Annotated in this window: 23 protein-coding genes; 15 read left to right on the top strand and 8 right to left on the bottom strand. The window is 65.5% G+C overall.

Annotated elements, in window-relative coordinates; translation table 11 throughout:
* Both Q8R73_RS23650 and Q8R73_RS23645 read left to right on the top strand, forming a co-directional pair.
* Positions 1-324, top strand: a 324-nt coding sequence (locus Q8R73_RS23650; protein WP_305721964.1) for a Bax inhibitor-1/YccA family protein, incomplete at its 5' end; no start/stop codon positions are given.
* A gap of 85 nt (positions 325-409) precedes the next feature.
* Positions 410-940 carry a GNAT family N-acetyltransferase gene (locus Q8R73_RS23645; RefSeq protein WP_305721963.1) on the top strand — a complete coding sequence of 177 codons (531 nt, stop codon included), beginning with the start codon at positions 410-412 and terminating at the stop codon, positions 938-940.
* A gap of 154 nt (positions 941-1094) precedes the next feature.
* On the opposite strand, the gene Q8R73_RS23640 is transcribed toward Q8R73_RS23645, so the two are convergent.
* The 3 genes from Q8R73_RS23640 to acnA form a co-directional block, all read right to left on the bottom strand.
* Positions 1095-1466 carry a DUF2794 domain-containing protein gene (locus Q8R73_RS23640; RefSeq protein ID WP_305721962.1) on the bottom strand — a complete coding sequence of 124 codons (372 nt, stop codon included), beginning with the start codon at positions 1464-1466 and terminating at the stop codon, positions 1095-1097.
* A 450-nt stretch (positions 1467-1916) separates the two neighbouring features.
* Complete coding sequence (locus Q8R73_RS23635; RefSeq protein WP_305721961.1) at positions 1917-2681, bottom strand: thioredoxin family protein; 765 nt, start codon at positions 2679-2681, stop codon at positions 1917-1919.
* A gap of 127 nt (positions 2682-2808) precedes the next feature.
* A complete protein-coding gene (gene acnA / locus Q8R73_RS23630; protein ID WP_305721960.1) occupies positions 2809-5529 on the bottom strand; it encodes an aconitate hydratase AcnA in 2721 nt (906 codons plus the stop codon).
* A 221-nt stretch (positions 5530-5750) separates the two neighbouring features.
* Between acnA and ccmA the strand changes: the two genes are divergently transcribed.
* From ccmA to Q8R73_RS23600, 6 genes are all read left to right on the top strand, one after another.
* Entirely contained in the window at positions 5751-6353 is a 603-nt protein-coding gene (gene ccmA, locus Q8R73_RS23625; protein WP_305721959.1) for a heme ABC exporter ATP-binding protein CcmA, read from the top strand.
* Entirely contained in the window at positions 6350-7018 is a 669-nt protein-coding gene (gene ccmB, locus Q8R73_RS23620) for a heme exporter protein CcmB (protein ID WP_305721958.1), read from the top strand. The genes ccmA and ccmB overlap by 4 nt, the downstream gene beginning before the upstream one ends.
* Positions 7019-7100: 82 nt before the next feature.
* The gene (locus Q8R73_RS23615; RefSeq protein WP_305721957.1) at positions 7101-7832 is read left to right on the top strand and encodes a heme ABC transporter permease; all 732 of its coding nucleotides are present in this window, start codon (positions 7101-7103) and stop codon (positions 7830-7832) included.
* A 5-nt stretch (positions 7833-7837) separates the two neighbouring features.
* Positions 7838-8014, top strand: a complete 177-nt coding sequence (gene ccmD, locus Q8R73_RS23610; protein ID WP_305721966.1) for a heme exporter protein CcmD — start codon at positions 7838-7840, stop codon at positions 8012-8014.
* Positions 8014-8601 carry a DsbE family thiol:disulfide interchange protein gene (locus Q8R73_RS23605; RefSeq protein WP_305721956.1) on the top strand — a complete coding sequence of 196 codons (588 nt, stop codon included), beginning with the start codon at positions 8014-8016 and terminating at the stop codon, positions 8599-8601. The genes ccmD and Q8R73_RS23605 overlap by 1 nt, the downstream gene beginning before the upstream one ends.
* A gap of 206 nt (positions 8602-8807) precedes the next feature.
* Positions 8808-9173 carry a helix-hairpin-helix domain-containing protein gene (locus tag Q8R73_RS23600; RefSeq protein ID WP_305721955.1) on the top strand — a complete coding sequence of 122 codons (366 nt, stop codon included), beginning with the start codon at positions 8808-8810 and terminating at the stop codon, positions 9171-9173.
* 97 nt (positions 9174-9270) lie between these two features.
* Here the strand turns inward: Q8R73_RS23600 and Q8R73_RS23595 are convergent, their stop codons facing one another.
* Positions 9271-9873 (bottom strand): septation protein A, encoded by a 603-nt coding sequence (locus tag Q8R73_RS23595; protein WP_305721954.1) that lies wholly within the window; start codon positions 9871-9873, stop codon positions 9271-9273.
* Between the two features lie 61 nt (positions 9874-9934).
* Entirely contained in the window at positions 9935-10879 is a 945-nt protein-coding gene (gene ftsY, locus Q8R73_RS23590; RefSeq protein ID WP_305721953.1) for a signal recognition particle-docking protein FtsY, read from the bottom strand.
* Between the two features lie 28 nt (positions 10880-10907).
* Between ftsY and Q8R73_RS23585 the strand changes: the two genes are divergently transcribed.
* On the top strand, positions 10908-11630 hold the full coding sequence (locus tag Q8R73_RS23585; RefSeq protein WP_305721952.1) for an RluA family pseudouridine synthase: 723 nt from the start codon (positions 10908-10910) through the stop codon (positions 11628-11630).
* Positions 11631-11768: 138 nt separating this feature from the next.
* On the opposite strand, the gene mtaB is transcribed toward Q8R73_RS23585, so the two are convergent.
* Positions 11769-13040 carry a tRNA (N(6)-L-threonylcarbamoyladenosine(37)-C(2))-methylthiotransferase MtaB gene (mtaB, locus tag Q8R73_RS23580; protein ID WP_305721951.1) on the bottom strand — a complete coding sequence of 424 codons (1272 nt, stop codon included), beginning with the start codon at positions 13038-13040 and terminating at the stop codon, positions 11769-11771.
* Positions 13041-13042: 2 nt separating this feature from the next.
* Positions 13043-13915 (bottom strand): diaminopimelate epimerase, encoded by an 873-nt coding sequence (dapF, locus tag Q8R73_RS23575; protein WP_305721950.1) that lies wholly within the window; start codon positions 13913-13915, stop codon positions 13043-13045.
* Between the two features lie 216 nt (positions 13916-14131).
* Here dapF and Q8R73_RS23570 point away from each other — a divergent pair, with 216 nt between their 5' ends.
* A complete protein-coding gene (locus Q8R73_RS23570; protein ID WP_305721949.1) occupies positions 14132-14869 on the top strand; it encodes a GyrI-like domain-containing protein in 738 nt (245 codons plus the stop codon).
* 49 nt (positions 14870-14918) lie between these two features.
* The gene (locus Q8R73_RS23565; RefSeq protein ID WP_305721948.1) at positions 14919-15623 is read left to right on the top strand and encodes an SIMPL domain-containing protein; all 705 of its coding nucleotides are present in this window, start codon (positions 14919-14921) and stop codon (positions 15621-15623) included.
* A 40-nt stretch (positions 15624-15663) separates the two neighbouring features.
* Here Q8R73_RS23565 and Q8R73_RS23560 read toward each other — a convergent pair whose 3' ends face one another.
* Positions 15664-16728, bottom strand: a complete 1065-nt coding sequence (locus Q8R73_RS23560; protein ID WP_305721947.1) for an MBL fold metallo-hydrolase — start codon at positions 16726-16728, stop codon at positions 15664-15666.
* 408 nt (positions 16729-17136) lie between these two features.
* Between Q8R73_RS23560 and ffh the strand changes: the two genes are divergently transcribed.
* The 4 genes from ffh (at position 17137) to trmD (ending at position 20692) form a co-directional block, all read left to right on the top strand.
* Complete coding sequence (ffh, locus tag Q8R73_RS23555; protein ID WP_305721946.1) at positions 17137-18690, top strand: signal recognition particle protein; 1554 nt, start codon at positions 17137-17139, stop codon at positions 18688-18690.
* Positions 18691-18837: 147 nt separating this feature from the next.
* On the top strand, positions 18838-19233 hold the full coding sequence (gene rpsP / locus Q8R73_RS23550) for a 30S ribosomal protein S16 (protein WP_305721945.1): 396 nt from the start codon (positions 18838-18840) through the stop codon (positions 19231-19233).
* Positions 19234-19251: 18 nt separating this feature from the next.
* Positions 19252-19809 carry a ribosome maturation factor RimM gene (gene rimM / locus Q8R73_RS23545; protein ID WP_305721965.1) on the top strand — a complete coding sequence of 186 codons (558 nt, stop codon included), beginning with the start codon at positions 19252-19254 and terminating at the stop codon, positions 19807-19809.
* 121 nt (positions 19810-19930) lie between these two features.
* Positions 19931-20692, top strand: a complete 762-nt coding sequence (gene trmD, locus Q8R73_RS23540) for a tRNA (guanosine(37)-N1)-methyltransferase TrmD (RefSeq protein WP_305721944.1) — start codon at positions 19931-19933, stop codon at positions 20690-20692.
* Positions 20693-20914: the final 222 nt, after the last annotated feature.

Here is a 20914-nt window from a genome sequence, read left to right as displayed (position 1 = left end):
TACGGCTACACCACCAAGCGTGACATGACCGGCATGGGCTCGTTCCTGATCATGGGCCTGTTCGGCGTCATCATCGCGAGCGTGGTCAACATCTTCCTCGCCAGCTCGATGCTGCAGTTCATCGTGTCGGTGGTCGGCGTGCTGGTGTTCGCGGGCCTCACCGCCTGGGATACCCAGCGGCTGAAGAACGACTACATCTACGGCTACGCCTCGGAGGGCGGTGAAGTGGCGGAGCGTGCGGCGATCACCGGCGCATTGTCGCTCTACCTGAACTTCATCAACCTGTTCACGCTGCTGCTGCAGTTACTCGGTCAGCGCGAGTAACCGCCAGTCTCCAGCGGAGACATTCGAGCCCCGGCCTCGCGGCCGGGGCTTTTTCTTTTGCGGGGAGTAAAATAATCTCCCCGCCATGCATACTCTCGAGATCAGGCCCACCACCGCGGCCGACCTGCCCGCCATCACCGGAATCTACGAACATGCGGTCCGCTACGGCACCGCAACCTTCGAACTGATCCCGCCCGACCTCGCCGAGATGACCCGCCGCTTCGGCGTGCTGATGGAGGGCGGCTTTCCCTATTTCAGCGCCGTGCTCGAAGGCCACGTGATCGGCTATGCTTATGCCGGCGCCTACCGGCCGCGGCCGGCCTATCGCTTCACGGTGGAAAATTCGGTCTATCTGCAGCCGGCAACCCACCGCCGCGGGGTCGGCCGGCAATTGCTGCAACGGCTGATCGCCGAATGCGAGGCGCGCGGCTATCGCCAGATGATCGCGGTGATCGGCGATTCCGCCAATGCCGGGTCGATCGGCGTGCATACCAGATGCGGATTTCAGATGATCGGGACCCATCCCGATGTCGGTTTCAAATTCGGCCGCTGGCTCGACACCGTGATGATGCAGCGCGCGCTGGGAGATGGCGGCACGACGCTGCCGGCAGGCTGAGGCAAAATATCGAAAACAACCCCATGCAATGCTGTGTCACCGTCATTCCGGGGCGGCTCGCCAGAGCCGAACCCGGAATCTCGCGGCCAGCACGGGTCCAATCTCGAGATTCCGGATCCAGCGCTGTGCGCTAATCCGGAATGACAGGCGAACGTCAGACCACCGCCAGCTTGCGGTCGATCACCAGCAGCACGCGATCGAGTTCATGGCCGCGGCGCAGGATCAGCCCGCTGGCCGAGATCACGCTGTAGATCCCCTGCTTGCGCGCCAGCCGCGGATCCTTCTCAATGCGGTAGATCGGAACCTCGGAGGCGCGGCGGAATACCGAGAACACCGCACGATCCTTCAGAAAGTCGATGGCGTAGTCGCGCCATTCGCCGTCGGCGACCATGCGCCCGTACAGATTCAGGATACGATTGAGTTCGATACGATTGAACGTCACGAGGCCCGGCGCCGGACCAGCGGCGGCATTGCGCGCCGCCGCGCGGGCTTCGCTTGGATCGGCTTCCTCCGACGTTGAACTCATGGGACGCCTCCTGTCATCTCAAGACAGTCATCTCAGACTGTCATTTCAACGACATGATTGCGCCAACCGGGCGCGGCTGCAAGAGGCCTCGGGCTCGAATTGGCGCCCGCCGGCTCCGCGCGCCGGAAGAATCGACGTCACGCGAACGTTAGCGCAATCATAATACCGCCCCACTTCCGCCAAGCGCCCGCCGTTTCGAGTTGCGACAAACAAATCCTGCGTTGGCCCGGTCCTTTCAGCTCCGGATTCCTCAGCCCCCAGCCCCCCGGGGCAGTCGGGATCGGGCCTGTTCGCAGGATAGTTTATCCCCATACTGGGCCAACGAAAGTTGGTCCTTTTTCTTTTGGGGAGTGTGATTCCGTGGCGCGCGAAGCGCGAGCCCGGAAAGCGGTTGGCTTGAAGGAGATTCCGGGTTCGCCGTGCGCGCCCTGGATGACTGAAAGAAAAATTTCAGTGCAGCGACGTGTAGGCCGCCCCCAGCATCGCGCCGGGCTTGTCGCGGCTGCCGCCCTGGACGAACACCACCGCGGCATCGATGCCTTCGCGCGAGATGTTTTCCAGCGGAACGGTCCAGCTGCCGGCCGCGCCATTCCAGTCGCCGATCTTGAGCAGGTTGCGCACCACATTGTGGTAGGTGACCTTCTGCCCGCGGTTCTCGCCCTTCCCGATCGAAATCGGAACTTCCCTGGTGACCGAACAGATCCAGACTTCGCCGAGCGAGGCGGCGGGGCCCTTGGTCGAGGCTGCGACCGAAACGGTCACCTGCTTGCCGTCCCGCGCGATCGACACCGGCACCGACATCACGCCGTCGGTCTTCGCGGTATCGCCGATCGCGCCCTCGATCCTGGCGCGATCGCTGCCGATCACCTGCACCGATCCATTGACGATGACCTGCGGCGTGTAGACGTTGCGGTCGCCGCGCGCCTTCGAATAGGCCTTCTGGCGCGCGCTGAAGCGCGAATCCGCCAGCGTGTCCTTCCAGCCGAGATAATCCCAGTAGTCGATCGGCATGCTCAGCGCGATCACGTTTGGATCTTTGGCCAGTTCGCCGATGATCTTATCGGCCGGCGGGCATGACGAGCATCCCTGCGACGTGAACAGCTCAACCACCGCGCGCGGGTCGGCATGGGCCGGGCGGATCATCGCGACAATGGCGCAGACGCCGAGCGCTCCCGACCATCGCGAGATAGAGTTATGGGCCATCAACAGTGTCATACCAGAGAACCGCCGGGCATCCGCATCGAGGCCGTTGAGATTTGCGGCTCAAACGCGCGAAAGCGGCCTTTCATAGGCCGCCTTCCCGTCACTCGCCACTCACTTAGCGGTGAGGCAGCGATCACGATCACGCGGCCAGCTTGCGCAGAACGTAATGCAGGATGCCGCCGTTGCGGTAATATTCGAGCTCGTCGAGGGTGTCGATGCGGCACAGCAGCGAAACGCGCTGCAGCGAACCATCGCCGGAGACGATTTCCGCGGTCAGCTTCTGCCGCGGCTTCAGATCGCCCTGCAGCCCGCGGATCGTTACCGTCTCGTCACCCTTCATGCCGATCGAGGTCCATGACGCGCCGTCCTCGAAAGTCAGAGGCAGCACGCCCATGCCGACCAGGTTGGAGCGGTGGATGCGCTCGAAGCTCTCGCAGATCACGGCACGGACGCCGAGCAACCGCGTTCCCTTCGCGGCCCAGTCGCGCGACGAGCCGTTGCCATATTCGGCGCCGGCGAAAACCACCAGCGGCACCTGCTCGGCCTGGTACTTCATCGCGGCGTCATAGATCGACATCTGCTCGCCGTCGGGCCAGTGTTTCGTGAGACCGCCCTCCGGGATGTTGCCGTCGGCGCCCTTCAGCATGAAGTTCTTGATGCGGATGTTGGCGAAGGTGCCGCGCATCATGACCTCGTGGTTGCCGCGCCGCGTGCCGTATTGGTTGAAGTCGGCCGGACGCACCTGGTGGTCGGACAGATATTTGCCGGCGGGCGAGGTCAGCTTGATCGCGCCGGCCGGAGAAATGTGGTCGGTGGTGATCTTGTCGCCGAACATCGCCAGGATCCGCGCGTCGATGACGTCGATGATCGGCTCCGGCTCCTTCTTCATGCCCTCGAAATAGGGCGGGTTCTGCACGTAGGTCGAGCTCATGTTCCAGCGATAGGTCTCGCTCTCGACGGTCTTGATCTTGCGCCAGTTGGTGTCGCCCTTGAACACGTCGGCGTAGCGCTTCTTGAAGATCGCCGCGGTGACGTACTTCTTCATCAAGGCGTTGATCTCCTTGGAGGTCGGCCAGATATCCCGCAGGTACACCGGCTTGCCGTCCTTGCCGGTGCCGATCGGCTCGACCGACAGATCCTTCGTCACGGTTCCCGCCAGCGCATAGGCGACCACCAGCGGGGGCGAGGCGAGGTAGTTGGCCTGCACGTCCGGGCTGACGCGCCCCTCGAAATTGCGGTTACCCGACAGCACGGCGGCGGCGATGATGCCGTTGTCGTTGATCGACTTGGAAATCTCTTCCGGCAGCGGACCCGAATTGCCGATGCAGGTGGTGCATCCGAAGCCGACCAGGTTGAAGCCGACCTTGTCGAGCGCGAGTTGCAGTCCGGAATTGGAAAGATATTCCGCGACCACCTGGCTGCCCGGCGCCAGCGAGGTTTTCACCCACGGCTTCGCGGTGAGGCCCCTGGCGGCGGCGTTGCGCGCCAGCAGGCCGGCGCCGATCAGCACGCTCGGATTGGAGGTGTTGGTGCATGAGGTGATCGCCGCGATCACCACATCGCCGTGGCCGAGATCGAAATTGCGGTTCTCCACCGCGTAACGCTTCGAGGCGTCGACGGCCTTCTTGTATTCGCTGGTCATCGCCGCGGCGAAGCCGGTGGCGACGGCGGGCAGCGCGACGCGGCCCTCCGGGCGCTTCGGTCCGGCCATCGACGGCACCACGTCGGCGAGATCGAGCGTCAGGGTTTCGGTAAACACCGGATCCGGCGATTTGGCGGTGCGGAACATGCCCTGCGCCTTGGAGTAGGCGGTGACCAGCGCGACGCGGTCCGCCTTGCGGCCGGAGGTTTTCAGGTAATCGATGGTCGCGGCATCGACCGGGAAGAAGCCGCAGGTCGCGCCAGATTCCGGCGCCATGTTGCCGATGGTCGCCTTGTCGGCGACCGAGAGGTGATCGAGACCGGGCCCGAAGAACTCGACGAACTTTCCGACCACGCCCTGCTTGCGCAGCATCTGGGTCACGGTGAGCACCAGGTCGGTGGCGGTGACGCCTTCCTTCAACGCTCCCTTGAGCTTGAAGCCGATCACTTCCGGCAGCAGCATCGACTGCGGCTGGCCGAGCATCGCGGCTTCCGCCTCGATGCCGCCAACGCCCCAGCCCAGCACCGCGAGGCCGTTGACCATGGTGGTGTGCGAATCGGTGCCGACCAGGGTGTCGGGATAGGCCACCTCGAAAGTGCCGGTCTTCCTGCCGACCGTCATCTTCTCCTTGCGGGTCCAGACCGTCTGGGCGAGATATTCCAGATTGACCTGATGGCAGATGCCGGTGCCGGGCGGCACCACCGAGAAGTTCGAAAACGCCTTCTGGCCCCATTTCAGGAATTCGTAGCGTTCCTGGTTCTGCTTGTATTCCTCGACCACGTTCTTGCCGAACGCCTTGTTGTCGCCGAAGAAATTCACGATCACGCTGTGGTCGATGACGAGATCGACCGGCACCAGCGGGTTGATCTTCTCGGCGTCGCCGCCGAGCGCCTGCATGGCGTTGCGCATCGCCGCGAGATCGACCACCGCCGGCACGCCGGTGAAATCCTGCATCAGCACCCGCGCCGGGCGAAACGAGATCTCATGCTCGAGCTTGCGCTTCTTCAGCCACTTCGAGACCGCGATGATGTCAGCCTTCTTGACCGAGCGGTCGTCTTCGTGGCGCAGCAGGTTTTCCAGCAGCACCTTCATGGAATAGGGCAGCTTTGAAATTCCCGTCAGACCGTTCTTCTCGGCGGCGGGCAGGCTGTAATAGACGTAGGACTTGCCACCAACCTTGAGGGTCTTTTGGCATTTGAAGCTGTCGAGCGAGGTCATGTGTGGCAATCCCAATTGTCAGTTATACCCGGCGAGGTATCTCGGCACCGTCGGAGAGCTTGGCGAGGTGGCTTGCCGCGGCCGATTGTGTGCTGCATCAAGTTCCGGCTTATAGAATCTTTCTAGGAGCACCGCCACACCGGCAAGCGTGCCGCAGCATTGCGGTACCCACAAATTCCGATGCGGTACCCATGGTTTCCAAAGGGCTGTGAAAGGCCAATATGCGGCTCTCGGGAAGCGGCGTCAGTTGTGTGCGGGGCGGCCGGGAAGTGTTCTCGGGCCTCGATTTCGCGGTGTCCGCGGGCGAGGCGCTGGCCGTCACCGGCCGCAACGGCTCCGGCAAGACCTCGCTGCTGCGCCTGATCGCGGGCCTGCTGATGCCGCAGGGCGGTTCGATCGGTCTTGAGGGCGGCACGGGGGAACTGACCCTGCCCGAACAGGCCCACTTTCTCGGCCACCGCGACGCGTTGAAACCGGCCCTCAGCGTGACGGAAAACCTCGCCTTCTGGCGGGAATTTCTTGGCGGCGAGGCCTTCGACCTGGCGGAATGCCTGGCGGCGGTCGGGCTCGACCATGCCGCCCCGCTGCCGGCGGCGTTTCTGTCGGCCGGACAGCGGCGGCGGCTCTCGATCGCCCGGCTGCTCGCCGCACGGCGGCCGATCTGGCTGCTGGACGAGCCCACCAACGCGCTCGACACTTCGGGACAGGCGATGTTCGCCGCCCTGATGGACGATCATCTGGCGCGCGGCGGGCTGATCGTCGCGGCGACCCATGCGCCGCTGGGAATTGCCGCGCGCGAACTGCGGATCGGGGGCGCCGCATGACCGCGCTGGCCGCCCTGATCCGACGGGACATCAAAATCGCGCTGCGGGTCGGCGGCGGCGCGCTGATCGGCGTCCTGTTCTTTCTTACAGTGGTGGTGCTGATGCCGTTCGCGCTCGGCCCGGACCTCGCGCTGCTGACGCGGCTGGGTCCGGCGATTCTCTGGCTCGGCGCGCTGCTGGCCAGCCTGCTCACGCTCGACCGGCTGTTCATGGCCGACCATGAGGATGGCTCGCTCGACCTGATCGTGATGAGCCGCACGCCGCTGGAACTGACCTGCGCCGCGAAGGCGCTGGCGCACTGGCTGGCGGCGGGGGTTCCGCTGATCCTCGCCACCCCCGTGCTCGGCCTGCTCCTGAACCTCGATGCGACCGCAACGGCGGCGGTGGCGCTGACCCTGCTGGCGGGCACGCCGGCGCTGACCTTCACCGGCATGATCGGCGCCGCGCTGGCGGTGACGCTGCATCGCGGCGGATTGTTGCTGGCCGTGCTGGTGCTGCCGCTGTCGATCCCGGTGCTGATTTTCGGGGTCGCCGCCTCGCAGGCCGCGATCACGGGGCCGCTGGCGTTCGGAACGCCGTTTTCGATCCTGTGCGCGCTGTCGCTGGTCAGCCTCGTGATCGGACCGTTCGCGGCCGCGGCGAGCCTGCGGCACGGACTGGATTGATACCGATCAACTCTCGCTGAGGCAAAATGAAACAAACGAAGTCGGATTGCCTGTCGCGAGTGCTGCGACTATCAGGGATGCCATGACGCTGATCGACCTCGCCAACCCGACCCGGTTCCTCCAGCTGACCGCGCGGATTCTGCCGTGGCTGGCGGCCGCAACCGCCATCCTGCTGCTGGTGGGCCTCTACCAGGCCGCGATGGCGCCCGACGACTACCAGCAGGGCGCCACCGTCAAGATCATGTTCATCCACGTGCCGAACGCCTGGCTCGCGATGTTCGTCTGGGGCGTGATGAGCCTGGCCGCCCTGGGCACGCTGGTATGGCGGCATCCGCTGGCGGATGTCGCCGCCAAAGCCGCCGCACCTATCGGGGCGGCCTTCACCTTCCTGGCGCTGGTCACGGGCTCGCTGTGGGGCCGGCCGATGTGGGGCACCTATTGGGAATGGGATGCGCGGCTGACCTCGGTGCTGATCCTGTTTCTGATGTATCTCGGCCTGATCGCGCTGTGGCGCGCGGTGGAGGATCCGTCGCGCGCGGCACGCGCCGCCGCGGTCCTGACCCTGGTCGGCGCCCTCAATCTGCCGATCATCAAATTCTCGGTGGACTGGTGGAATACGCTGCATCAGCCGGCATCGGTGCTGCGGATGGGCGGACCTTCGCTCGACCGCAGCTTCCTGATTCCGCTGCTGGTGATGGCGGTGGCGTTTTCGCTGCTGTTCGTCACGCTGCATCTGGCGGCGATGCGCAACGAAATCCTGCGCCGCCGGGTGCGCAGCTTGCAGATGATGCAAGCCAGCCGGCGTTCGGCGTGACCGCGATGGCGCTCGGTCCCCACGCCGTCTTCGTCGTGACGTCCTACGCGCTGGCAACGGCCGTGGTGCTGGTCCTGATCGGCTGGATCGCGGTCGATTACCGCCGCCAGAAGGCGCGCCTGCGCGAACTCGAAGCCGGCGGCGTTACCCGGCGCTCGGGCCGCGGCGTGGCGGACATCTGATGGGCCAGCCCTCGATCCCGGACGCGGCGCCGCGCCGCCGGCGCTGGCTGGTGACGCTGCCGCTGCTTGGTTTCATGGCGGTGGCCGGCCTGTTCCTGCTCCGGCTCCATGGCGGCGATCCCTCGAAAATCCCCTCCGCCCTGATCGGCCGGCCAGCGCCGCAAACCACGCTGCCACCGCTGCAGGGCCTGGTGCAGGACGGCGTCCAGGTGCCCGGGCTCGATCCCGGCGTGTTCAAGGGCAAGGTCAGCGTCGTCAACGTCTGGGCGTCCTGGTGCGTGCCCTGCCACGATGAGGCGCCGCTGTTGACCGAGCTCGGCAAGGACACGCGGCTTCAGCTCGTCGGCATCAACTACAAGGACGCACCCGACAATGCCCGGCGCTTCCTCGGCCGCTACGGCAATCCGTTCAGCTACGTCGGCGTCGACGGCAACGGCCGCGGCTCGATCGAATGGGGCGTCTACGGCGTGCCGGAGACCTTCGTGGTCGGGCGCGAGGGCACCATCCTCTACAAGCTGGTCGGTCCGGTGACGAAGGCGAATTTCGAGACCGTGCTCAAGGTCGAGATCGACAAGGCGTTGAAGTGACGACGACGTCGTCATTCCGGGGCGCGTCGAAGACGCGAACCCGGAATCTCGAGATTCCGGGTTCATCGCTGCGCGATGCCCCGGAATGACAAGGCCGCGAATAAATTTTCGCTTTTATCTGCCGTTCATTTCGCGGCCATGGCGCCGCCACGAATTCGAAGCTAGCTTGACGGCGTTACTTAAACCGTCCTTGGAGGGACACCCAAATGCGTCATTTCACGCTTGCTTCACTTGCTGCAACTGCGCTCACCCTTGGTCTGCTGACGGCTACGCCAGTGTTGGCCCAAGCCACCCAGCCCGCCGCCAAATCCGACAGCAAAATGGCTCCCGCGCCGAAGGCGCCGGCCACCGAATCGAAGATGGCGCCGGCTCCCAAGGTCGAACTGCTCGACATCAACTCGGCCACCGCCGACCAGCTCGCCGAACTGCCGGGAATCGGCAAGGCCTATTCGGCCAAGATCATCGCGGGCCGCCCCTACAAGGGCAAGGACGATCTGGTGAACAAGAACCTCGTCCCGCAGAAGACCTATGACGGCATCAAGGACAAGATCATCGCCAAGCAGAAGAGCTGATTAATTCGTCATTGCGAGCGAAGCGAAGCAATCCATCGTTGCCGGAAAGGTGGATTGCTTCGTCGCTTCGCTCCTCGCAATGACGGCTGAGACGTCCTCACCCCTTGGTCACATCGCCCGCATCGGCTTCGCTCGCTTCCAGCGAGACGGGCTCCAGCCGATAGCGCTTGATCAGCGGCATCTGCGTCACGGCAAACAGCATCGTCAGCGGCACCATGCCGAACACCTTGAAGGCGACCCAGAAATCGGTGCTCTGGGTGCGCCAGATGATCTCGTTCAGCACCGCCATGGCGAAAAACCAGAATGCCCAGCGCAGCGTCAGCACCCGCCAGCCCTGCGGCGTGAGGTTGAACATCTGGTCGAACATGATGGCGATGAAAGAGCGGCCGAACAGCAGGCCGCCGCCGAGGATGGCCGCGAACAGCGTATAGACGATCGTCGGCTTCATCTTGATGAAGGTCTCGTCCTGCAGCAACAGCGTCAGCGCGCCGAACACGATGACGACGATTGCGGTCACGATCGCCATCATCGGCACGTGCCGCGTCACGATATAGGACGCGACCATCGCGACGGTCACCGCCGCCATGAAAGCGCCGGTGGCGATGAACAGGTTGTACCTGCCGTTGGCGAAGAAGAAGACCAGCAGCGGCCCGAGCTCGGTCGCGAGCTTGAACAGCGGATGCGGTGCGGTTTTGTCCATGACATACCCTACGTTACGTTGCTGGCATCACCCGCCTTCGCGGGGCATGACAAGAGAAACCTCAGGACTCAATCCCCGCGATCGCCTGGGCGAAATCGCGTGCGGTGAACGGCGCGAGGTCGTCGATACCTTCCCCGACACCGATGAAATGCACCGGCAGTTTGTGCTTCTCGGCCAGCGCCACCAGGATGCCGCCCCGCGCGGTGCCGTCGAGCTTGGTCATGACGAGACCCGTGACGCCTGCGGTACGATGAAATGCCTCGACCTGCGACAGCGCATTTTGTCCCACCGTGGCATCCAGCACCAGCAGCACCGCATGCGGCGCCGTAGCATCGACCTTCCTGATGACGCGAACCACCTTTTCGAGCTCGTTCATCAGCTCGGCCTTGTTCTGCAGCCGGCCGGCGGTATCGATCAGCAGCACGTCGCGCTGTTGCTCGCGCGCCGCGGTCAGGGCGTTGAAGGCGAGGCTCGCGGAATCCGAACCCTGCGCTGCCGCGATGACAGGGGATTTGGTGCGCTCGCCCCAGATTTTCAACTGCTCGATCGCGGCGGCGCGAAAGGTATCTCCCGCGGCCAGCATCACCTTGCGGCCTTCGGCCGAAAGCTTGGCGGCGAGCTTGCCGATCGTGGTGGTCTTGCCGGAACCGTTGACGCCGACCACCAGAATGACGAACGGCTTCTGCGCCGCGTCGATCACCAGCGGCTTGGCCACCGCCGCGAGAACTTTTTCCACTTCGGTCGCGACCACGGCCTTCACATCGTCCGCCGAAATCGCCTTGTCGTAACGGCCGTGGCCGACCGCGGCCGAAATCCGCGCCGCCACCTCGGTGCCGAGATCGGCGCGCAGCAGCACGTCCTCGATATCCTCGAGCATGGCGCGGTCAAGCTTGCGTTTGGTGACGAGATCGGCGACCGCGGTTCCAAGCGAACTCGAGGTGCGCTTGAGGCCGCTGGACAGCCGCCGCCACCAGCTCAGTTTTGTCGTTTCCGGAGTGTCGTTCATGCTGGCGGTGTGTTAGCGGTTTCGCGCCATGAGCGAAAGTCTCGACCGCACGATCCCGGTTCCCGAATTGACCGCCGAGGAAATCCAGTCCCGCGTGCTCCATCGCGACGGGCTGATGCTGGTGATCGACAAGCCGGCGGGGCTCCCGGTGCATCGCGGCCCCAAGGGCGGCGCCAACCTGGAAACCTCGTTCGACGCATTGCGATTCGGGCTGCCGCGGCCGCCGGTGCTGGCCCACCGGCTCGACCGCGACACATCGGGCTGTCTCGTGCTGGGACGCCACCGTAAGGCCACCGCCTCGCTCGGCCTGCTGTTCAAGCATGGCAAGATTTCGAAGACCTATTGGGCGGTGGTCGAGGGCGGCCCTGCCCAGGATGAAGGCACCATCGACATGCCGCTCGGCCGCCTCAATGCCGAACGCGGCTGGTGGCAGAAGCCCGACCCCGAGGGCCAGCAAGCGGTGACCAACTGGAAAGTGCTGGGGCGCGGCGGCGGCCTGAGCTGGCTCGCGCTCGAACCGGTCACCGGCCGCACCCATCAATTGCGGGTTCATTCCGCCGCATCGGGCTGGCCGATCTTCGGCGACAACATCTATGGCAGCGGGCCACGTTTCGGCGAGCCGACCCTGCATCTGCATTCGCGCGAGATCGTGATCCCGATTTCAAGGAACAAGGAGCCGGTGCGCGTGGTGGCGCCGGCGCCGGCGCATCTGCATGCGCGGCTGAGCTTGTGCGGGTGGAGCGGGGAGTGACTTTCTTCCCCTCTCCCCTTGTGGGAGAGGGTGGCGCCTCACGAAGTGAGGCGAAGGGTGAGGGGTCTGTCTCCGCGGATAGAGACCCCTCATCCGGCGCTTCGCGCCACCTTCTCCCACAAGGGGAGACGGGGATAGTCACACCGTCAATCGCGTGCCGTCATGTCCGGTGATCTTCAGCGCCCGCACCGCGCCGGGCACATCGCCCGCAATTGCCACCGGGACAAAATGCTCGGTGCGGCCCTGCGTCGGACTCTCGATCAGCACCTGGCGCACCGAGCCCGCTTCCGATGCCAGCCGCTTCTGCAGCGCGGCCTCGCCGGCCGCGCGCAGCCGTTTCGCGCGCTGCCTGATGGCGTTGCCGTTCACCTGCGGCATCCGCGCCGCCGGCGTGCCCGGCCGCGGCGAATAGGGAAAGACGTGCAGGAAGGTGAGGCCGCATTCCTCGACCAGATCCCGCGAACGCTCGAACATCGCCTCGGACTCGGTCGGAAATCCCGCGATGATGTCGGCGCCGAGCGCGATGTCCGGCCGCAGCCGACGCACCTGCGCGCAGAAATCGATCGCATCGGCGCGGGAATGCCGCCGCTTCATCCGCTTCAGGATCAAATCGTCGCCGGATTGCAGCGACAGATGCAGATGCGGCATCAGTCGCTCATCGTCCGCGATCACGTCGAGCAGATCGCGGTCGACCTCGACCTGGTCGATCGACGATATCCGCAACCGCTTCAGCTCCGGCACGTGCCGCAGGATTTGCTTCGTCAGCGCCCCAAGCTTCGGCGCACCCGGCAGGTCGGCGCCATAGCTGGTGAGGTCGACGCCGGTCAGCACGATCTCGGCATGGCCGCGTTCGGCCAGCGCGCGGACCTGGTCGACCACCGCTCCCATCGGCACCGAGCGCGAATTGCCGCGGCCGTAGGGGATGATGCAGAAGGTGCAGCGGTGGTCGCAGCCGTTCTGCACCTGCACGAACACCCGCGGCAGGCCGCTCGCGAAGCCTTCCAGCAGATGCGGCGCCATTTCCCTGACCGCCATGATATCGGCGACCGCGATCTTCTCGCTGGCGTCGATGCCGAATGCCGGCGCCGCGTCGAACGCGGCGCGCGCATCACGCCAGGCCTGCCCCTGCATCTTGTCGTGATTGCCGACGACGCGATCGACCTCGGCCATGTCGGCGAACATCGCCGCCTGGGTCTGCGCCGCGCAGCCGGTCACGACGATGCGCGCTTCCGGCCGCTCCCGCTTCAGCCGCCGGATCGATTGCCGCGCCTGGGCGACGGCCTCGTTGGTGACCGCGCAGCTGTTGATGACGATGGTATCGGCGAGCCCGGCCCGCCCGGCCTCGCGCAGGATCACCTCGGATTCGAACGCATTGAGACGGCAGCCGAAGGTGACGATGTCGACGCCCATGGTCAGGCGACGTTGGCAAACAAAGCGGGATCGAATCGGCTTTCATACTCGAACGTCGCCGTGCCCGTCATCAGCACGTGGTCGTCGCCCTCGCGCCATTCGATCGCGAGCTCGCCGCCGGGCAGCGCGATCTGCACGTTGCGGTTGGTGCGCTTCAGCCGCGCCGCGGCCACCGCGGTGGCGCAGGCCGCGGAGCCGCAGGCCTTTGTGAGCCCCGCGCCGCGCTCCCAGGTGCGTATCGTGATGTGATTGCGATCGACGATATGCGCCAGCGTGATATTGGCGCGCTCGGGGAAAACAGGGTGGTTTTCCAGCAGCGGCCCGAAACGGGCGAGATCGTAGGCGTTGACGTCATCGACCCAGAAGATGGCGTGCGGATTGCCCATCGAGACCACCGACGGCGAATGAAGGATCGGCGCATCGATCGGCCCGACCTGCAATTCGATGTACCGGGTATCGCGAAACTCCTCCGCCAGCGGGATATCCTTCCAGCCGAATTTGGGGGCGCCCATGTCGACGGTGTAGAGATCCGCCGACGGCCCCTGCCAGCAATTCAGCAGGCCGGCCCGGGTCTCGAAGGTGACGGCGGTCTGGCCGGTCTTTTCGAACAGCCGGCGCACCACGCAGCGCATGCCGTTGCCGCAGGCGGCGGATTCGGAGCCGTCGCTGTTGTAGATCCGGATGAAGGCCTCGGTCCCGGCCAGCCGCGGCGGCTGCAGCACCATCAGCTGGTCGTAGTGCACGCCGGCGGGCGAGGCGACCGCACGCGCATCCTCCGGCGTGACGGCGGCCGGCGCATCGCGCAGATCGACCACGACGATCTCGTTGCCGATGCCGTTCATCTTGGCGAATGCGTGGTTGGCGAGCGCGCTCATCGAATTTCCGTCACTTATGGCTGTCTTATATGGCGAACCGGGGCGGATTGGCCAGTGTGGCAGATTCGGCGCCCGCGCCCGGCGAAGGAGCGCATGACGTATCTGTCATGACGAAATCGAGCCTTGCATGCTAGCATTCCGGCGTTGCGTTTTGCCGGCCCGATCCGGGCGAGGCCCGTGAAACGCCTTTCTGCACGGCCCATGGGGACCATTCGCATGAATTTCTTGAACTGTTTTCGCGTCGCGCTGATCCCGGTCGCGGCGTTGGCCTGGGGTAGCGCAGCACCGGCGCAATCACCGGCACCCGCGGCAAGCCCGACGCCACCAGCGGCAGGCAGTCCGGCGACCCCGGCGCCTGCCCCTTCAGCCACGCCAAGCCCCGCGCCGACCGAGACCCCGGCTCCGGTAGCCAGCCCTTCGGCCCCTCCCGCAACGCCGCCGGCGGCGGCCGGCGCCCCGGCCGTTCCGCCGACACAGGCGCCGGTTCAGACCGCCGATCCGTTCGGCGAACAGTTCACGCTGGAGCCTAAAAAGGTCGTGATCATGAGAGGCACCGCCAACTGGGATTCCGCGTTCGAGACCCTGATGGATTCGTTCAAGGCGCTGACCGCACTGCTCGACAAGCAGGGCATCAAGCCATCGGGCAATGCGATGATCGTCTATACCTCGACCGACGATGCCGGCTTCACTTTCCTCGCCCAGATGCCGGTCGATCAGGATCCGAAAAACCTGCCCAAGGACATGAGCATCGGCAAATCACCCGATGGCAAGGCGCTGAAATTCGTCCACCGCGGTTCCTACGACAACATGGACAACACCTACGAGGCCATCACCAACCACCTCGACGAGAAGAAGCTGGAGGCCAAGGACACCTTCATCGAGGAATACATCACCGATCCCCTCAAGACCGCCGAAGACAAGCTGGTCATCAACGTCTATGTGCCGCTGAAGTGACACCCAAGCGAATTTCAAGTGAATCCCAAGTGAGTCCCAAGTGAAACCCATGAAGAATCGCCGTTCTCTGGCCGCCGCCATCGCCGCGGTCACGCTGTTCGCGGCCCCCGCGCTGGGGCAGTCCGCTCCGCCGCCGGCGATTTCCGTCACCGGCGAGGCCAGCGTGTCGGCAGCGCCCGATCTGGCGCTGGTCGACGGCGGCGTCACCTCGGAGGCGAAAACCGCCCGCGAGGCGTCCGACGCCAACAACAATGCAATGAGCAAGGTGCTGCTGGCGCTGAAGACCGCCGGCATCGACCAGAAGGACGTGCAAACCTCGCGGCTGTCGCTGTCGCCGCAAAGCGCACCCAACCGCACCGGCCCTTCCGCCATCGTCGGCTACCGCGCCAGCAATCGCGTGACCATCCGGGTGCGCGATGTCGGCAAGGTCGCGAATGTGATCGATACGCTGGTGGGCGCCGGCGCCAACGAGATCGGCGGCATCCATTTCATGGTGTCGCAGGCCTCGAAGCTGCTCGACGAGGCCCGCGACAAGGCGGTGGCCGATGCCCGCCGCAAGGCCGAGATCTACGCCAGGGCCGCGGGTGTGACGCTCGGCGCGCCGCTCAGCATTTCGGAAGATGGCTCGCCCGGCCCGATGCCCTATCGAGGCAAGATGTCCGCCGGCATGGCCGCGGCCCCCCAGGTGGCGCAGGGCGAAGAGACGCTTTCGGTGACTGTCAACGTGACCTGGGCGATCAAGCCGAAGGAATAGCTCGTCGTCGGCCCAACGCCGTCATTGCGAGCGCAGCGATTTAGACTTCCACCACCTGCCCCGGCTTCAGCACGACAAACCGCTCGCGCGGAATCCTGGCTTCATCCAGCGCCTCGCCCAGCGCCGTGACCGGCGCGTCGATCGCCTCGTCGGTGAGTTGGAATGTGCCGTGGTGGTGCGCCAGCGCCTGCTGCGCGCCGCAATCGGCCAGTGCCTTGACGGCGTCGGCCGGGTTCATGTGCTGGTCCTTCATGAACCAGCGCGGCTCATAGGCGCCGATCGGGAGGATCGCCAGCCGCAGCGGGCCATGTTTTTCGGCGACACGGCGAAAATGTTTGCCCTCGCCATAGCCGGAATCGCAGACGACGTAGACCTTGCCCGCCGGCGTCTCCAGCACGAAGCTCGCCCACAGCGCCTTGTTGCGGTCGAGCACGCCGCGCGCCGTCCAGTGCCGGGTCGGCACCAGCGTCACCGCGATGCCGCCGCCGAGTTCGACACGGTCGTGCCAGTCGAAAGCCTCCGCCTTGATCGCGGCGTCGGCGCTGCGCATGGTGAGATCATTGCCGAGCGGCGTGACCACGCGGGGGGCGAATTTCGCCGACAGTCTCGACAGCGTGGCGAGATCGAGATGATCGTAGTGGCCGTGCGACACCAGCACGACATCGATCGGAGGCAGCGCGTCGAACGCGATGCCGGGATCGTTGTGGCGCTTCGGCCCCGCAAAACTCACCGGCGAGACCCGCATCGACCACACCGGGTCGATCAGGATGTTAAGCCCTGAGGTCTGGACCAGCCAGCTGGCATGGCCGACGAACGACAGGCGGACCTTGCCGCCGTCGACGCGCGGCGGCGGGGTGTCGGCATGCGGGCTCGGCGCCCATTCCGGCCATTTCGCGCGCTGCCGGTCGCCGCCTAACTGCCAGCGCAGCAGCTCGGCGAGCGATTTCGGCGGCACCCCGTCGGGATCGAAAAATTGCGTTCCGTCGAAATGGTCGGAGACGGGCCCTTCGTAGACTTTCATGGTTTGAATCCAGATCGACGGCGCGCCGATCGCGGCGGCGGCGCCGGCCATAGCGGTGAGAACGCGGCGGCGGGTAAACTTCATGGGCCCGATTGGCCCCAAAATGCGTGTATCGGCAAGGGGGTAGGCCGGCGCCGGGGTTCACGAAAGCGCCATCTCGGCCCGGCTTTTCTTGACTTTCAGCGCGTGCGGGGGTTTAACCGCGGCAATTCTCGAAGAGACGTTCTTTTCGACCCGCCGCCCGGCCCTGGAGGCCGGAGGTCAACGCCCGACAGCGCGATGCGCCCTCGGGCGCAAAAATGTTTGGTTCGGTGCCTTAGCAACTTGCCGAGACACCATAGGTCGTCATCACCCGCGAAGGCGGGTGATCCAGTATCCCAGAGCAGCTCGTTTGAATCGAGAGGCTGCGGCGTACTGGATACCCCGCCTTCGCGGGGTATGACGACGGTGTGTGACGCAGCGCCTGCACAGGCATGACGAAGGACTACGGAATTGTTCGACAATCTGTCGGAAAAACTGGGTGGTATTCTCGATCGGCTGACGGGGCGCGGGGCGCTGTCGGAGGCCGACGTCGATGCCGCGATGCGCGAGGTGCGCCGCGCGCTGCTCGAGGCCGACGTCTCGCTCGACGTGGTCCGCGGCTTCATCGATCGCGTCCGCGAGCAGGCGATCGGCGCCACCGTGGTCAAGTCGGTGACGCCCGGCCAGATGGTGGTGAAGATCGTCCATGACGAACTCGTCGCCACGCTCGGCTCCGAGGGCCAGACCATCGACCTCAACGCCGTGCCGCCGGTCGCCATCATGATGGTCGGCCTGCAGGGCTCCGGCAAAACCACCACCACCGCCAAACTGGCGCGACGCCTGACCCAGCGCGACAAGCGCAAGGTGCTGATGGCGTCGCTCGACATCTACCGCCCGGCGGCGATGGAACAACTCGCGGTGCTCGGCCGCGATCTCGAGATCCAGACCCTGCCGATCGTCGCCGGCCAGAAGCCGGCGCAAATCGCCAAGCGTGCGCTGGAAGCCGCCAAGCTCGGCGGCTACGACGTGGTGCTGCTCGACACCGCCGGCCGCACCACGCTCGACGAAGAGATGATGTCGGAGGCGGCCGAAATCAAAACGGCCGCCAACCCGCATGAAGTGCTGCTGGTCGCGGACTCGCTGACGGGCCAGGATGCGGTCAACCTCGCGCGCTCGTTCGACGAGCGCGTCGGCCTTACCGGCATCGTGCTGACGCGGGTCGATGGCGACGGCCGCGGCGGCGCCGCGCTGTCGATGCGCGCGGTCACCGGCAAGCCGATCAAGCTGATCGGCACCGGCGAAAAAACCGACGCGCTGGAGGATTTTCACCCGAACCGGATCGCCGGCCGCATTCTCGGCATGGGCGACGTGGTGTCGCTGGTCGAGAAGGCCGCCGCCAATATCGACGCGGAGAAAGCCGCACGCACCGCCGAGCGGATGCGCAAGGGCCAGTTCGACCTCTCCGACATGCGCGAGCAATTGCTGCAAATGGCGAATATGGGCGGCATCGCCGGGCTGATGGGCATGATGCCCGGCATTGCGAAAATGAAGAACCAGATCGCCAATTCCGGTATCGACGACAAGATTCTCAAGCGCCAGGTCGCGGTGATCGACTCGATGACCCGGCAGGAGCGCAAGAATCCCGACATCCTGAAAGCCAGCCGCAAGAAGCGCATCGCGGCCGGCGCCGGCCTCAAGGTCGAGGAAGTCAACAAGCTCCTCAAGATGCACCGCAACATGGCCGACATGATGAAAGCCATGGGCCAGGGCAAGCGCGGCCCGATGGCCGGCATCGCGCAGGCGATGGGTTTCGGCGGCGGCGGCATGCCGTCGCCCGAGCAGATGAAGGCGCTGGCGGAAAAAATGCCGGGCGGCGCCGGCCCCGGCGGCATGCCCGCGCTGCCCAAGGATCTGCCTGTGGGTTTGCGCTCCGGCCTGCCCAATTTGCCGGGGCTTACCGGCCTCAGCGGCAAGCCGACTTTGCCGGGCCTCGGCGGCTTTCCCGGACTGGGGAAGAAGAAATGAGAAATTCGAACCTCACCTCGTCATTCCGGGATGGTCCGCAGGACCAGACCCGGAATCTCGAGATTCCGGGTTCGCGCTTCGCGCGCCCCGGAATGACGAACCAGTAACCGATCACCGTTTCGATTCAACAATCACCAGGAGAACTCAATGTCAGTCGTTATCCGCCTCGCCCGCGCAGGCACCAAGAAGCGTCCGGTCTATCACGTCGTCGTCGCCGACTCGCGCTTCCCGCGCGATGGCCGTTTCATCGAGCGTCTCGGCCATTTCAATCCGCTGCTGCCGAAGGACAATGAAGCCCGGCTGAAGCTCGAGATGGACAAGGTCAAGGGCTGGCTCGCGAAGGGCGCGCAACCGTCGGACCGTGTGTCGCGCTTCCTCGATGCCGCCGGCGTGGTCAAGCGCGCCGCGCGCAACAACCCGGAAAAGGCGCTGCCGCGCAAGGAACGCAAGGCCAACGCCGAAGCCGCCGCGACCGCCTCCGCCGCCGCCGCCTCCGCCGCCAAGGCTGCCGCCGCTGCAGCCGCCGCCGCGGCCAAGAAGTAGGCGCGACCACGCGTGGCGATGCCGGCCCAGATCTGCATCGCCCGGATCGGTGCCCCGCACGGCGTGCGCGGCGCGGTAAAGCTGTGGACGTTTACGGAAGACCCGCTTGCGGTGCAGAGCTACGGTCCGCTGCTGACCAAGGACGGCGCCCGCTCGTTCGAGGTCGAGACCGCCCGCGAGGTCAAGGGTCATCTGGTGGCGACGCTGAAAGGCATCGCCACCCGCGAGGATGCCGAACGTCTCAACGGCATCGAACTCTACATCCCGCGCGACAAGCTGCCCGATACCGACGAGAATGAGTATTACCACGCCGACCTGATCGGACTCGCCGCGGTGACGCCAACAGGCGAGCCGCTCGGCCGTGTGGCCGCGATCCACAATTTCGGCGCCGGCGACATCATCGAGATCGCCCCGCCGCAGGGCGCGACGATGCTGCTGCCGTTCACCAATGCCATCGTGCCCACGGTCGATCTCGCCAACGGACGCGTGGTGATCGAACGGCCGAACGAGATTGCGGGCGACGAACCCGACGCCGACCTCTCGGAACGTCGTCCCCGCGAAAGCGGGGACCCATAGCCCCCGAAGTTTGTCGTAAATCGGATGGTGCGGCAGCCTGGCCCAGGATTGACAATTGTGGTTATGGGTCCCGGCTCGCGCTTCGCTTGGCCGGGACGACGAAGAGTTTATCGGGATTGACATGATCGTCACTCACAGACTTTGGCGCGCCACCGTCCTCACGCTTTTTCCGGACATGTTCCCGGGTCCACTCGGCGTCAGCCTGGCGGGCAAGGCGCTGGGATCAGGGTTGTGGGCGCTGGAGGCGCGGGACATCCGGGCCTCGGCCACCGACCGCCATCGCAGCGTCGACGACACCCCCGCCGGCGGCGGCCCGGGCATGGTGCTGCGCGCCGACGTGCTGGCCGATGCGATCGACGCCGCTGATATCGGCCCGGAACGGCCCCGTCTGCTGATGAGCCCGCGGGGTCGGCCATTGACCCAATCGCGGGTGGTGGAACTTGCCGCCGGGCCGGGTCCCCTCGTTGTCTGCGGCCGGTTCGAGGGTATCGACCAGCGGGTGATCGAGGCCCGCCGGCTCGAGGAAGTCTCGATCGGCGATTACGTGCTCTCGGGCGGCGAAATCGCGGCGCTGGCGCTGATCGACGCCTGTGTGAGGCTGCTGCCCGGCGTGATGGGCAAGCTCGCCTCCGGCGAGGACGAGAGTTTTTCCGATTCGCTACTGGAATACCCGCAATATACCCGCCCGCAGGAGTTCGAGGGCCGGCCGATCCCGGAAATCCTCACTTCCGGCGACCATGCCAGGGTGGCGGCCTGGCGGCGGGCCGAAGCCGAGGCGCTGACCAGGTCGCGGCGGCCCGATCTCTGGGCCGCCAGACAGGCCTCGACGCAAGCCCCGACAGGGATTGGCCAAAAACGCCCAAAACACACGACGGACGGGTGACAAGGCCCGGCCTTTGCCGTATACGAGCGCCAAATCCGCGCAATGGCAGGATAAACGAACACACGCGCAGCCCGCGCCTTGGCGGCTGGGGCGCGACGCCGATGGAGATTTTCAAGACGAACCTCACTCCCCAGCTCGAAAAAGAGCAGATCGACCGGCTGTCCGCCAGCAAGGTCATTCCGGAGTTCGGACCCGGCGACACCGTGATCGTCAACGTCAAGG

The organism is Bradyrhizobium sp. (assembly GCF_030697065.1).
In the GTDB taxonomy this organism is placed as follows: domain Bacteria; phylum Pseudomonadota; class Alphaproteobacteria; order Rhizobiales; family Xanthobacteraceae; genus Bradyrhizobium.
This window is presented reverse-complemented; position numbering and strand designations above follow the sequence as displayed.